Origin of the sequence: Streptomyces sp. NPDC021212, from assembly GCF_044332925.1 — a bacterium.
GTDB lineage: Bacteria > Actinomycetota > Actinomycetes > Streptomycetales > Streptomycetaceae > Streptomyces.
On sequence record NZ_JBIRPZ010000002.1, the window covers coordinates 708,602 to 722,370 of the forward strand.

General features: G+C 72.2%; 12 protein-coding genes. 8 read left to right on the plus strand and 4 right to left on the minus strand.

What is annotated here, in order from left to right:
* The first annotated feature begins 37 nt into the window (after positions 1-37).
* Positions 38-796: an SDR family NAD(P)-dependent oxidoreductase gene (locus ACH4SI_RS07350; protein ID WP_398293563.1), complete on the plus strand. Its 759-nt coding sequence runs from the start codon at positions 38-40 to the stop codon at positions 794-796.
* Positions 797-1,296: 500 nt separating this feature from the next.
* Here the strand turns inward: ACH4SI_RS07350 and ACH4SI_RS07355 are convergent, their stop codons facing one another.
* The gene (locus ACH4SI_RS07355; RefSeq protein ID WP_398293566.1) at positions 1,297-1,755 is read right to left on the minus strand and encodes a MarR family winged helix-turn-helix transcriptional regulator; all 459 of its coding nucleotides are present in this window, start codon (positions 1,753-1,755) and stop codon (positions 1,297-1,299) included.
* A 106-nt stretch (positions 1,756-1,861) separates the two neighbouring features.
* On the opposite strand from ACH4SI_RS07355, the gene ACH4SI_RS07360 reads away from it, so the two are divergent.
* Both ACH4SI_RS07360 and ACH4SI_RS07365 read left to right on the plus strand, forming a co-directional pair.
* Complete coding sequence (locus tag ACH4SI_RS07360; protein ID WP_398293569.1) at positions 1,862-2,791, plus strand: zinc-binding alcohol dehydrogenase family protein; 930 nt, start codon at positions 1,862-1,864, stop codon at positions 2,789-2,791.
* Positions 2,792-2,908: 117 nt separating this feature from the next.
* Positions 2,909-4,861, plus strand: a complete 1,953-nt coding sequence (locus ACH4SI_RS07365; RefSeq protein WP_398293571.1) for an exo-alpha-sialidase — start codon at positions 2,909-2,911, stop codon at positions 4,859-4,861.
* Here the strand turns inward: ACH4SI_RS07365 and ACH4SI_RS07370 are convergent.
* Together ACH4SI_RS07370 and ACH4SI_RS07375 are read right to left on the minus strand one after the other, a co-directional pair.
* On the minus strand, positions 4,850-5,566 hold the full coding sequence (locus tag ACH4SI_RS07370) for a hypothetical protein (RefSeq protein WP_398293573.1): 717 nt from the start codon (positions 5,564-5,566) through the stop codon (positions 4,850-4,852). The two genes, ACH4SI_RS07365 and ACH4SI_RS07370, sit on opposite strands and share 12 nt — an antisense overlap.
* Positions 5,567-5,657: 91 nt before the next feature.
* Positions 5,658-6,704 (minus strand): bile acid:sodium symporter family protein, encoded by a 1,047-nt coding sequence (locus tag ACH4SI_RS07375; protein ID WP_398293575.1) that lies wholly within the window; start codon positions 6,702-6,704, stop codon positions 5,658-5,660.
* Positions 6,705-6,866: 162 nt separating this feature from the next.
* On the opposite strand from ACH4SI_RS07375, the gene ACH4SI_RS07380 reads away from it, so the two are divergent.
* From ACH4SI_RS07380 to ACH4SI_RS07400, 5 genes are all read left to right on the plus strand, one after another.
* Positions 6,867-7,724, plus strand: a complete 858-nt coding sequence (locus ACH4SI_RS07380; RefSeq protein ID WP_398293577.1) for a LysR substrate-binding domain-containing protein — start codon at positions 6,867-6,869, stop codon at positions 7,722-7,724.
* 221 nt (positions 7,725-7,945) lie between these two features.
* Positions 7,946-9,772: an AMP-dependent synthetase/ligase gene (locus ACH4SI_RS07385; protein ID WP_398293579.1), complete on the plus strand. Its 1,827-nt coding sequence runs from the start codon at positions 7,946-7,948 to the stop codon at positions 9,770-9,772.
* Positions 9,773-9,830: 58 nt separating this feature from the next.
* A complete protein-coding gene (locus ACH4SI_RS07390) occupies positions 9,831-10,532 on the plus strand; it encodes a hypothetical protein (protein WP_398293581.1) in 702 nt (233 codons plus the stop codon).
* Between the two features lie 39 nt (positions 10,533-10,571).
* Positions 10,572-11,411, plus strand: a complete 840-nt coding sequence (locus tag ACH4SI_RS07395) for an aldo/keto reductase (RefSeq protein ID WP_398293583.1) — start codon at positions 10,572-10,574, stop codon at positions 11,409-11,411.
* Positions 11,412-11,576: 165 nt separating this feature from the next.
* A complete protein-coding gene (locus tag ACH4SI_RS07400) occupies positions 11,577-12,752 on the plus strand; it encodes a S1 family peptidase (RefSeq protein ID WP_398293586.1) in 1,176 nt (391 codons plus the stop codon).
* 9 nt (positions 12,753-12,761) lie between these two features.
* Here the strand turns inward: ACH4SI_RS07400 and ACH4SI_RS07405 are convergent, their stop codons facing one another.
* Positions 12,762-13,664: a class I SAM-dependent methyltransferase gene (locus ACH4SI_RS07405; protein ID WP_398293588.1), complete on the minus strand. Its 903-nt coding sequence runs from the start codon at positions 13,662-13,664 to the stop codon at positions 12,762-12,764.
* Positions 13,665-13,769 lie beyond the last annotated feature (105 nt).

The following is a 13,769-nucleotide window of genomic DNA, read 5'->3' on the forward strand; positions in this document are numbered from 1 at the left end:
TTAAACCGAACGTTCAGTTATTTGTAGGAGTCGTGCAATGAACCGCTTCACCGGAAAGACCGCCCTCGTCACCGGCGCGGGCTCCGGCCTCGGCCGTGCCATCGCGCTCGCCTTCGCCGCCGAAGGCGCGTCCGTCGTGGCCGCGGGGCGCACCGAAGCCACCCTGGCCGAGACGGTCCGCCTCATCGAGGCCGCGGACGGCCGGGCCGCCGCCGTCGTCGCCGATGTCACCGACTCGGGCCGGCTGCGGGATCTGGTGCGCGAGACCGTCGCCCGCTTCGGCGGGCTGGACATCGCCGTCAACAACGCCGGGATACTGCGCGGCCGGGGGCCGGTCGGCGAGGTCAGCGAGGAGGACTGGGACGCGGTGCTGCGCACCAATGTGACGGGCGTCTGGCTGGCGATGAAGCATCAGATCGCGCAGATGAAGGAGAACGGCGGCGGGGCCATCGTCAACGTCTCGTCCAACCTCGGCGCCCACCTCCGGGCCCCGGGCCTCGGCGCGTACAGCGCCTCGAAGGCGGCGGTGGCCGCGCTGACCCGGGCCGCCGCGCTCGACCACATCCACCAGGGCGTCCGGATCAACGCGGTCAGCCCCGGCGCCTCCGACGGTCCCATGTCGCTGCTGCCCGGCGAGACCGATGCCGACCGTGCGGACCGGATGAAGACGGCGACCCCGCTGGGCCGGCTCGCGGAGGCGGAGGAGATAGCGGCGGCGGTGCTCTACCTCGCCTCACCGGCGGCCGGCTCCGTGGTCGGCACCGACCTCGTCGTGGACAGCGGCTCCTCGGCCTGACGATCCGGCCGGAGCCGGACCCTCGCCTGCCAGCCCCCTGCCGGGCGGCCCGCCGCGCCATAGGGCCTGCCCCACCCGGGCCCGGGGGCTGCCTCCACCCGGGCCGGGGTTCCGTCACCGTGTGGCCCGGCCCCCACGTCCCGGCAGGCTGCTGCGACATGAACCGACGCATCAGGACGGCCCGTTCACGCCTCGCCGCTGCCACCGCGGCGGCCGTCGCCCTCCTCCTCGGCGCCGCCGCCGTCCTGGCGGCCCCGGCCGGTCGCGGCAGCCGCTCAGCTGCGGCGGATACCGCTGGGGCCACGGCGGCGACCTCGACGGTGGCACGATCAGGACCGCCGTCGCGCCGGACGGTCAACGCTCGGTCGCGGTCATGACCACGGGGACGACGTCCGACGCCGGACAACTCCTGGCGGGTGTACGGGCCGTGCAGGCGCTGCTGGACGACGCGATGTGCGGGAGCTGAACCCTGACGTCGAGTGGAGCCCCCGCGGCCCCGGTTACTCCTCCCGGCACGGCTCGCCCGGCTCGGCCACCCGCCGCAGCAGCGCGACCAGTTGCTCGCGCTCCGCCGCGCTCAGCCCAGCCGTCAGCTCGTCGTTGGCCTCGTCTCCCAGCCGCCGCGTACGCGCCAAGCGCCGCTCGCCCTCCTCCGAGATGGCGATCGCGTTCTTCCGGCGGTCGCGCGGATCGGGGCTGCGGGTGACGAGCCCTTCGCCCTCCAGGTCGCCGACGATCCCCACCATGTCCTTGGGGTCGATGCCGAGGCTGCGCCCCAACTCAGCCTGCGATACGGGCCCCAGCTCCGCGACGGCGGACAGCACCGCGTGATGCATCATCCGCATCCCCTCCCGGGCCAGCGCCTCCGCCACCAGACGGTGCCCGCGGGCAGCGGCGCGGCCGAGCAGCCAGCTGGGCAGGGAGCGGATGCGGGCGGGGGCGAACGGGGTCTCGGGCATGGCCTCAGCCTACCGGCACACCATTGGGGTTACCAACATTGGCATTCCCAACGATTCCCGCTAACGTTGGGCCGCCCAACGAATCCACCGCACCCCGGGAGGCCCCATGCGCCGCGTCCGTTTCCACACCCACGGCGGGCCGGACGTCCTCCGCCTGGAGGAGGCCGACCCGCCCACGCCCGGCCCCGGCGAACTGCTGATCCGCACCGAGGCGATCGGCGTGACCCTGCCCGGGGTCCGCCGCGTCCGGGACACCGGTACGCCGCTGCCCGGGACGCTCGGCGGCGATGTCGCGGGCCGGGTGGCCGCGCTCGGCGACGGCGTCACCGGCTTCTCCGTCGGCGACCGGGTGGCCGCGATCTCGTTCTCGGGCTCCTACGCCGACCTCGCCACCGCCCCTGTCTTCACCGCCTCTCCCATACCTGACGGCGCGACCGCCGTGGAGGCGGTCTCCCTCGTCCGCGGCGGCCATGTCGCCCTCGCCGCCCTCGCGACCGCCGCCCCCTCCCCCGCCGAATCCCTGCTCATCACGGGCGCCGCGAGCGGCGTCGGCCATGTGGCGGTCCAACTGGCCCGGGTCCAAGGGGTCCGCCGCGTCGTCGCGGCCGCGAGTTCCCCGGCGAAGGCCGCGTTCCTGCGCGGCCTCGGCGCGGACGAGGTGGTGGCGTACGGGGACGAGTCCTGGGGCGAGCCGGTCGACGTAGTGCTCGACGGTGTCGGTGGCGACCTCCTCCCCCGCGCCGTCGCGGCCCTGGCCCCGGAAGGCCGGCTGATCTTCTTCAACTCCGGCGGCGGCACCGTCCCCGCGCACGCCCTGCTCTCGGGCTCGAAGACCATCACCGGCCTGACCATGGCTCATTTCTCGCGGACTCGCCCCGAGTTGTACGCCCGGCATGGCAGCGAGCTGTGGCGGCTCTTCGCCGAGGGCCGCCTGCGCCCCGCCGTACACGCCGAAATCCCGCTCGAGCAGGCCGCGAACGCCCACGCCATCATCGAGTCCCGCACCAGCCAGGGGAAGGTCGTCCTCATCCCCTGACGCACGGTCCTTGTTTCCACCCGGCGCAAAGCGGGACACTTCTGCGACAGTCTCCATGAGACGTGGGATGTCGTGATGTCTTGATGTCCAGATGGCTCTGAAGGGCAGGTCGTGACCATGGCGTCAGATCCCCGCACACGTCCCCGGACCAGACGTTGGCGGCGCCGCGCCTCGGTGCTTCTCGCCGCCGCGGCACTGGCCCTGACTCCGCTTCCGGTACGGGCCGCGGACACGGACGACACCGTGTCCGCGGCCCGTACCGCTTCCGGCTCCGCCTCGGACTTCGACCAGCAGATCCTGTTCAAGTCCGCCCAGGACGAGGGGTACTTCTGCTTCCGGATCCCCGCGATCGTCACGTCGAAGGACGGCACCCTGCTCGCCTTCGCCGAGGGCCGCAAGGACAACTGCGGCGACGCCGGGGACATCGACCTGGTGCTCAAGCGCTCCACCGACGGGGGCCGCACCTGGGGCCCGTTACAAGTGGTCAACGAGGGCGGCGGCGACACCCACGGCAACCCGGCGCCCGTGGTGGACCTGCGCACCGGCCGGATCCTGCTGGCCAGCACGTACAACACCGGCCGGGACGACTCCCAGAGCTGCGACGTGCCGTGTGACCGCACCCCGCACCTCCAGTACAGCGACGACGACGGCGCCACCTGGTCCACCCCGCGCGATCTGGGCCCCGCCCTGCTGCCGCCGCAGTGGAACTCCTGGTACGCCACCGGCCCGGTGCACGGCATCCAGCTGAAGCACGGGCGGCACAAGGGGCGGCTGCTCTTCACCGTCAACACCGAGAGCCACGACGGCACCCGCATCACCTCCAACCACGCGGCGCTCGCCTACAGCGACGACGGCGGCAGGCGCTGGAAGATCGGCGCGGTGGACTCCTACCCGATAGCGCAGGACGGCACGTTCCGTCAGAAGCCGTCGGAGATGACGCTGGTGGAGCGGGCGGACGGCTCGGTCTACGTCAACGGGCGCGAGCAGGACGGCACCGACCTCGGCCACCGCGACTACGCCATCAGCCGCGACGGCGGCGAGAGCTTCGCCGCGCCCTTCCGCACCCTCCCCGACCTGTCCACGCCGATGGTGCAGGGCTCGGTCCTGCGGCTGCGCGACGCAGGGCCCGACGGTCCCGGGCGGCTGCTGTTCTCGGCGCCCGCCGACCCCGACCGGCGCCGCACCATGATGATCCGCTCCTCCTGGGACGAGGCCCGCAGCTGGGAGGGCACCGACCGCGGCAAGGTGGTCACCACCGACTGGTCCGGCTACTCCGACATGGCCCTGATCTCGCCCGGCACGGTCGGGCTGATGTACGAGGGCGGCGCGGTGGACGCCCGCGACGAGATCCGCTTCGCCCGCTTCACCGAGGACTGGCTCGGCCCCCGCGCCGCTCCCTCCCCGGTCACGGACGACCACGCACCCCGGGCCCGCCCCGCGACCGTCCTCGGCGGCGCCACCGGGACCGAGGGCCGCTTCGGCGGGGCGCTCGCCTTCGACGGTACGGATGACGCCGTACGCCTCCCGTACCGCTCGTCGCTGCCGCTCGGCACCCGTGACTTCACCATCAGCCTGTGGTTCCGCTACTCCGCCGCCGCCGGACAGCATCCCTTCCTCTGGATGGGCGGCATCGGCGGCAAGCAGGCCCAGGTCTGGGTGCGCGGCGAACCGTCCTCGAACCGCGTCCGCGCCCTGATGACCACGGTCAACGGCCCGGCCACCTACACCTCGGCCTCGGTCGCCACCACCGCCGCCCACAACGACGGGGCATGGCACCACCTGGCCCTCACCCGCACCGGCGGCCGGCTCACCCTCACGGTCGACGGCACCGCCCCGGTCTCCGCACCCGACGCACCCGGCACCATCAGCCGCTCCTCCCCCTTCGCCCTCCACCTCGGCGAGGCGGTCGACGGCCGCTCCCGGATGACGGGCGCCCTGGACGAGGTCCGCGTCTATGCCCGGGCGCTGACCGACACCGAACTCCGCCGGGTCCGCGAGTTCAACGCCCCCCTCGACGAAAAATCCGCCACCGCCCACCTCCCCCTGGACCGCGTCCGGTCATCCCGCTGAGGTCCCACCCGTGGCGCGGGCGGCGTGCGCCTCACGCCGTCCGCGCCGCCAGGCGAGCGCCAGCCCGGCCGCGGAGATCAGCGCGGGGACGGCCAGCATCACCGTCAGGGTCTCGACCCAGCCCGCGTTCAGCCGCGAGGTCATCCCGCTGCTGAACATGCAGGTCGCCTGCGGCGGGAACAGGGTGTAGTCCAGCGTCTCCGGCGGATGGAACCCCCACCCCCCGCCCGCCGAACACGCCGAGGACGGGCCTGAGAGCAGCGGCCATGCCGCCAGGCCGTACACCAGGGCGAAGAAGGACCCGGTGACGAAGAACGCCGTCCCCGTCCGGCGCAGCCGCTCCTTGCGGGAGATCTGCAGGCCGGTTCCGGCGGGCAGCTCGACGCATTCGGCCAACAGCGCCAGCACCACACAGAGCGCGAGCCCCGCCAGGGCGCACCAGATCACCGCGCCCAGCACCCCGGTGCCGCCCGAGGAGACGTCCCCTCCCTCGAACTCGCAGATGATGGCCGGGGGAAACGCCTGGTGCCGGATGTCGCCCAGCCGCCCGGGGCCCTCCACCATGCCGTGGCTGCACTGTTCGTCGAACTCGGTGGTGTCCACCCAGGCCAGCACGGAGGAGAGGAACAGAAAGAGGGACAGCACACCGGCCGCGGCCCATAAGCGACCCGTACGAAAGGCCCCATGGGTGAGAGTGTTCGACATCTGCGGAGACTAGCGGAAACTACCGGAATAAAGAGGACAGCCCCCGACAGCCCCCGACCGCCCCCGACAGCCCCCGACCGCCTTCGGTCGCTCAGCGGCTCACGGCAGAGGGCTCAGGGGTCTCCGACGGCAGCGACTCGGGGGCGGGCTCGGGGGCCCGGGCCGCGAAGCGGCGCGCCAGGACGGCGCAGACCATCAGCTGCATCTGGTGGAAGAGCATCAGTGGGAGGACGGCCAGGCCGGCCTGGGCACCGAAGAGGACGCTGGCCATGGGCAGGCCCGCGGCCAGGCTCTTCTTGGAGCCCGCGAAGGTGATCGTGATGCGGTCCTCGCGACGGAAGCCCAGCTTCCGGGAGCCGTGCGTGGTCAGCGTGAGCATGAGCGCGAGCAACACCGCCTCCACCCCGAGCAGGACCGCCAGCCGGGCCGGGGTGATCTGGTGCCAGATGCCCCGGGTCATGCCCTCACTGAAGGCCGCGTAGACGACGAGCAGGATCGAGCCGCGGTCGACCAGGCGCAGGACCGCGCGGTGGCGGGCGATGAAGCCGCCGATCCAGCGGCGGAGGAGCTGGCCGGCAAGGAAGGGGGCCAGCAGCTGGAGGGCGATCTCGATCATCGAGTCGGCGGAGAACCCGCCGCCGCTGCCGAGGAGCAGCGCGGCCAGGACCGGGGTGACGACGATGCCGATCAGGCTGGAGAAGGAGCCCGCGCAGATCGCGGCGGCGACGTTGCCCCGGGCGATCGAGGTGAAGGCGATCGAGGACTGGACCGTGGAGGGCACCAGGCACAGAAAGAGGAGGCCGGTGTAGAGGGGCTGGGTGAGGACGTACGGCACCAGCCCGCGGGCGGCCAGGCCCAGGGCGGGGAAGATGACGAAGGTGCAGGCCAGCACGGTCAGGTGGAGGCGCCAGTGGCGCACCCCGTCCAGCGCCTCACGGGTGGAGAGCCGGGCGCCGTAGAGGAAGAAGAGGAAGGCGACCGCGACCTTGGTGGCCCCGTCCGTCACGGTGGCGGCCCCGCCGCTGACCGGGAGCAGCGCGGCGAAGGCGACGGTGCCGACCAGGGCGAGGATGAATCCGTCCAGCGGGAGCCAGGAGGGGAGGCTGAGCTTGCGGAACAGGTGGTGCGGGCGGTGCATGGACTCTCTTTCTCGCTGCCGTACAAAGCTCCCGTACGAAGCTCTGCAAAAGCGTCCGGACGGGGCCCTCTCCAGAGTGCCCGCGATCGGACCCATCGGGAATCCCGCATACCGCGCTGACTGCTATCGCGTTCCGTGATGGGCGCTCCTACAGTGGAAGGCGTGTTCGACCCCGCCCAGCTCCGCACGTTCCTCGCCGTCGCCCAGACCCTGAGCTTCACCCAGGCCGCGCACCGCCTCGGGGTGCGCCAGTCCACCGTGAGCCAGCACGTCCGCAGGCTGGAGGAGGCGGCCGGGCGGCAGCTGTTCAGCCGGGACACCCACGGGGTGGAGCTGACCGAGGACGGCGAGGCGATGCTCGGGTTCGCGCGGTCGATCCTGGAGGCGAACGAGCGGGCGGCAAGCTGGTTCCGGGGCACCCGGCTGCGCGGGCGGCTGCGGTTCGGGGCGTCGGAGGACTTCGTGGTGACCCGGCTGCCGGAGATCCTGAAGGGGTTCCGCCGCGACCACCCCGAGGTGGATCTGGAGCTGACGGTCGAGCTGTCGGGCACCCTGCACCAGCGGCTGGAGGCGGGAAAGCTGGATCTGGTGCTGGCCAAGCGGTCCGAGGAGCGGCCGCAGGGGCAGCTGGTGTGGCGGGACCGGCTGGTGTGGATCGGTTCGGAGGGGCTGCGGCTGGACCCCGGCCGCCCGCTGCCCCTGATCGTCTTCCCGCCGCCCGGGCTGACCCGGGCCCGGGCGCTGGACGTGCTGGAGCGGCACGGCAGACCGTGGCGGATCGTGTGCACGAGCGGCAGCCTCAACGGGCTGGTCGCGGCGGCCCGTGCGGGGCTCGGGGTGATGGCGCACACCGATGGCTTGATTCCGCCCGGTCTGGTGCCGGTTCCGGAGCGGGCGGGGCTGCCGGAGCTGGGGCCGGTGGACTTCGTACTGCTGTACGGGGAGCGGCAGCGGGACACCGCGACTCGCGCCGCGGCGGAGCGCCTCGCGGAAGCGATCATGGCCGGGCCTGTGCCGTGATCGAAGAGATTCCGTGCAGGAAGTCATCACATGTCGGCTACACATGCGGTGCATAGGGGCAGACTGAGTACAAAACGGCCTCCACAGGGACCGTTTGACACTCTTTCACCTCACTGGTCAGCGCACATTCCGCCCATTCCCCGACGAAACACCTCTCCCGCCCGGGGCTCCGGATCGGGTACGGTCGCGGCGCTGTGCGGAGCGGCTTCAAGGAGCAGGTATTGCGCGAGTTCACCGTCCCCCCGTTGGCGTCGGCGCCCCAGGCCGGAGGACTGGCGGACGCTGTCTTCGAGCATGCGGAGTCCGACCCCGATCGGGTGGCGCTGGCGCGCAAGACCCCCGACGGCCACTGGGAGGACGTGACCTCGGCTCAGTTCCGGGACGAGGTGGTGGCGCTCGCCAAGGGGCTGCTGGCCCAGGGGGTGCGGTTCGGCGACCGGGTCGGCATCATGTGCCCCACCCGCTACGAGTGGACGCTGTTCGACTTCGCGCTGTGGACCGTGGGCGCGCAGAGCGTGCCGCTGTACCCGACCTCCTCCGCCGAGCAGGTCTTCTGGATGCTGTACGACGCGTCGGTCTCGGCGTGCGTGGTCGAGCACGAGGACCACGCCATGACGGTCGGCTCGGTGGTCGGCCGGCTGCCGTACCTCAAGCGGCTGTGGCAGCTGGACGCCGGGGCGCTGGAGCAGCTGCTCGCGGACGGCGAGTCCATCGACGACGACCTGGTCGACCGGCACCGGCTGGCGATGACCCCGGGGCAGACCGCGACCATCATCTACACCTCGGGCACCACCGGCCGCCCCAAGGGCTGTGTGATCAGCCATGCCAATCTGATGGCCGAGTGCGACAACATCGTCGAGCGGTACGAGGACGCCTTCCACTCCAAGCGCGGCGACGAGGCCGCCACCCTGCTCTTCCTCCCCCTCGCGCACGTCTTCGGCCGGATGGTGGAGGTGGCCGCGATCCGCGGCCGGGTCAAGCTCGGCCACCAGCCGAAGCTGGCGGCGTCCGCGCTCCTGCCCGACCTCCAGACCTTCAAGCCGACCTTCATCCTCGCCGTGCCGTACATCTTCGAGAAGGTGTTCTCCGCGGCGCGCCGCAAGGCGGAGGCAGACGGCAAGTCGGGGCCGTTCGAGAAGGCGGTCGACATCGCGGTGCGGTACGCCGAGGCGGTGGAGGAGAAGGCGTTCGGGCTCGGACCGGGCCCCAGCGCCTCGCTGCGCATGCAGCACCAGCTCTTCGACAAGCTCGTCTACAGCAAGGTGCGCGGCGCGATGGGCGGCAGGATCCGGCACGCGATGTCGGGCGGCTCGGCCATGGAGCGGCGGCTCGGGCTGTTCTTCCGGGGCGCGGGCGTCACCATCTATGAGGGGTACGGGCTCACCGAGTCGACCGCGGCCGCCGCCGCCAACCCGCCCGAGCGGGCCCGCTACGGCACGGTCGGCCAGCCGATCCCCGGCACCACCGTGTACATCGCCGACGACGGCGAGATCTGGCTGCGCGGCGGCCAGATCTTCAACGGCTACCTCGGCGATCCGAAGGCGACCGACGCGGTGCTGCGCGACGGCTGGCTGGCCACCGGCGACCTCGGCACCCTGGACGACGACGGCTATCTGACGGTCACCGGGCGGAAGAAGGAGATCCTGGTGACCTCCAGCGGCAAGACCGTCTCGCCGGTCGGCCTCGAGGAGCGGGTGCGGGGGCATCCGCTGGTGGCCCAGTGCATCGTGGTCGGCAACGACCGCCCGTACGTCGCGGCGCTGATCACCCTGGATCCGGAGGCCGTCTCGCACTGGCTGACGATGCGCGGCAAACCGGCGATGGCGGCGAACGAGCTGGTCCGGGACCCGGATCTGGAGACCGAGATCCGGCGGGCGGTGGTCGCGGCGAACACCACCGTCTCGCAGGCCGAGTCGATTCGTACGTTCCGGATACTTGCCGCACAGTTCTCGGTGGAGCATGGTCTCCTGACACCGTCCCTGAAGCTGAAGCGCAAGGCGATCGAACAGGCGTACGTCGTAGAGGTCGAGGCCCTCTACAACGCCTAGGCGGCTTACGGGACACGCGCACTCCCTGGGAACCACCAAGCCGCGAAGGGGGCACGAAATGATCGATGTCATTCTCCCCGCACTTCCCGAGCGCGAACTGACCCTGGTCTCCGAGGAGACTCCCCAGTCCCCGGCGCTGACCGCGCACATCACCCTGGGCGGGCCGGTGTCCGTCCCGGTCACGCCCGAGCTGGTCGCCGGGGATCCGGAACTCCGGGCCTTCCTGGAGGCCGAGGCGCACACCGCCGCCTACCACCTGCTGCACTGCGCGGTCAGCTGCGCACAGGACGCGCCGGAACCCGCCCTGCACACGGTCAACCTCGATGTGACCCTGTCGGCCGCCACCGAGGCCGCCGGGCCCGCCGCGTTCGGGCCGATCGCCTGGTCCATGGCCCCGCACCAGCTCACCGGGGCCGCCGGGGTCTCCGCCCCGGTCCGCCTCGGGCCCCGGCTGGCGCTCGGGGACGACCACCACGCGCCACCGGCCGGCGAGCGGGTGTGCCTGGAGGCGCGGCGGGAGCTGCGCTCCGACCCGGGCTGGGAGATCCGCCGCACCGGCACGGTCCCCATCGGCGGTACGTACCGGCTGGCCATGGTGGTGCGGGCGCCGCGCGGTACGGTGAGCCTGGCGACGGTCGCGGTGGGCGCGACGGTGCGCGAGGGGCACACCCCGCACCGTTTCCGCGCCGAGATCGCGCACCCGGTGCGGCTGGCGGACGGGGAAGCGGACCGGGAATGCGTGACGCCCGGTGATCGTTGACCCGCAGAGTACCTATCCGATAGCGACGTAAGGCTGCTCGTGAGCAAGGTCCCCTTCATCACCCTCAACAACGGCGTTCGGATCCCGCAGCTCGGCTTCGGCGTCTGGCAGATCCCGGACGACGAGGCACAGGTCTCGGTGCGCAACGCGCTGGACGCCGGATACCGGCACATCGACACCGCGGCCATATACGGCAACGAGGAGGGCACGGGGAAGGCGATCGCCGCGTCGGGCGTGGCGCGCGACGAGCTGTTCGTCACCACCAAGCTCTGGAACGCCGAGCAGGGCTACGACTCCACGCTCCGCGCCTTCGACACCTCGCTGACCAAGCTCGGCCTGGAGTACGTGGACCTCTACCTGATCCACTGGCCGCTGCCCGAGGTCGACAAGTACGTGGACACCTGGAAGGCGTTCGAGAAGATCTACGCCGACGGCCGCGCCAAGGCGATCGGGCTGTCCAACTTCCACCCCGAGCACACCCAGCGTCTGCTCGCCGAGGGCTCGGTCGCCCCGGTGATCGACCAGGTCGAGCTGCACCCGCAGCTCCAGCAGTCGGAGCTGCGCGCGTTCAACTCCCGCCACGACATAGTCACCGAGGCCTGGTCCCCGCTGGGCCAGGGCAAGGGCCTGCTGGAGGACCCGAAGCTGGGCGAGATCGCCGCGAAGCACGGGAAGAGCCCGGCGCAGGTCGTGCTGCGCTGGCACCTCGACCTGGGGAACGTGGTGATCCCGAAGTCCGTGACGCCGTCCCGGATCAAGGAGAACATCGACGTCTTCGACTTCGAGCTGGACTCCGACGACCTGTCCGCGATCGGCGCCCTGGACTCGGGCAACCGCCTGGGCCCGAACCCGGACACCTTCAACCTGACCCAGGTCTGATGGCCTGACGAAGGTCTCGCACCGCCCCGTCGCGCCGCGCGCGGCGGGGCGGCGTCGCGTCGGCCTCGCGTCCGCGCCCGCGCCCGCCGCGCGGTCCCCTGTCACCGCAATTACGCTTGGCGATCAGTAAGACACGCAGCGTGACACGCGACAGGAGAACGCACTATGCGCCGCAGACGTCGTCATGGTCTTGAGTTCACCACGGGCTGCACCCTCGCCATAGCCGCCCTGTTCCTCGCCGGTGCGGGCGTACCCGCCGCCGCGAGCCCGCCCCAGCCGCCCGGCTCCCACCGGGACGTTCCGCCCGAGGTGCTCGCCGCCATGCAGCGCGACCTCGGCCTGACGGCCGACGAGGCGCGGACCCGGATAGCGAACGAGTACAAGGCGGGACAGGCCGAACCCGGCCTGCGCAAGAACCTCGGCAGCAGCTACGCCGGCACCTGGGTGACCGGGAACACCGCCGAACTCACCGTCGGCACCACCGACCAGGCCCAGAGCGGCGCCATCTCGGCCGCCGGCGCCAAGGCCACCGTCGTCGGCCACAGCCTCGAGCAGCTGAACGCCGCGAAGGACGCCCTGGACCGGGTGGCCGAGGAGCACCCCCCGTCCGCCACCACCGCCTCCCTCTGGTACGTGGACGTGAAGAGCAACAGCGTGGTCGTCCAGTCGGCCCAGCCCGCCGCGGCCCAGCGGTTCATCGACGCCGGCGGCGTCGACCACGGCGTGGCGCGCATCGTGGAGTCGGCCGAGCGGCCGACTCCCCTCTATGACCTGCGGGGCGGCGAGGCGTACTACATCAATGCCACCGCCCGCTGCTCCATCGGCTTCTCCGTCACCAAGGACACCCAGGCCGGTTTCGTCACCGCCGGACACTGCGGCGACCCGGGCGACACCACCGCCGGCTTCAACCGCGTCCCGCAGGGCACCTTCCAGGGCTCGGTCTTCCCCGGCAGCGACTACTCCTGGGTGGCCACCAACGCCGACTGGACGCCCACGCCCCTGGTGATCGGCCCCAACTCCACCACCGTCACGGTCACCGGCTCCCAGGAGGCGCCGGTCGGCTCGTCCGTCTGCCGCTCGGGCTCGACCACCGGCTGGCACTGCGGCACGATCCAGCAGCACAACACCAGCGTGGTCTACCCCGAGGGCACCATCCGCGGCGTGACCCGCACCAATGTGTGCGCCGAGCCCGGCGACTCGGGCGGTTCCTTCGTCTCCGGCACCGAGGCGCAGGGCGTCCTCTCCGGCGGCTCCGGCAACTGCACCGTCGGCGGTACGACGTACTACCAGCCGGTGAACCCGATCCTCAGCGCCTACGGGCTCACCCTCACCACCGGCTGACGCCCGCCGTCACTCCGTCCGGGCCGCCACATGGAGGGTGTGCGCGGCCAGGAGGAAGACATCCGGCCTCCGCATGATCCCGGCCTCGTCCTCCGGGTCGAGCAGCCGGTCCAGGGCCGCGAGGTCGCCGTCGTCCAAACGGTCGGCGACGGCCTCGCGCCGATGGGCCAGCTCGGTCCGCAGCGACTCGCGGGCCGTCGCGTCCAGCGGGGCGGGCAGGTCGAGCAGGAAGCTGCGGCTGGTGGCGCCGGTGAGACCGGCCGCCGTGAGCAGCCCGGGCCAGTCCTCGACGGTCTCCGTCGCGCCCGGCAGCCCGGCCCGCATCTCGGCGAAACCCTCCGCCTGCACGACGTCGAGCCGGGCCGACAGATCGGGGCGGCCGAGCCCCGCGTCCCGAGGCAGGAAACGGGGCGGCAGCCCGCCCTCGCCGACCGCCAGCAGCCCGCCGGGACGCAGGGCGGTGGCGAGCCGGCGCAGCGCGTCGAGCTGATCACCCAGATGGTGCACGGTCCGGCTCGACCAGATCAGATCGGCGGTGCCGATCGTGGCCGGGTCCAGCTCTTCGGGCATCTCGACGGTCAGCGTGGTGACGCGGTCGGCGAGGCCGAGCCGGGCGGCGCGCTCCCGGGCCCGCTCCAGCAGGGCGGGCGTGCCGTCGGCGGCCACGACCTCGGCGTCCGGGAAGGCCCGGGCGAGGAGGCAGGTCACCACGCCGGGGCCGCTGCCCACGTCGAGGATGCGGCGTACGGAGCCGCCGCCCGCCGCGAACCTCTCGCGCAGCCAGGCGGCGGCCTGTTCGTGGACGGGGGCGTACAGCTCGGCGCCGCGTTCGAGGAGCGGGGCGAGGGCGTCCCAGTCGGGCTGCTCGGTGCCGTGGTGGGCGTGGCCGTGTGCGTGGTCGTGTGCGCTCATGACCCTGAGCCTGCTCGCCCCGGGCCCGTTTCGCCAAACACCCTTGCCGGAACGGCAAATTCGCCGGTCCCTACGCTTTGTTGACCAATCCGCACCCGCCCGGGC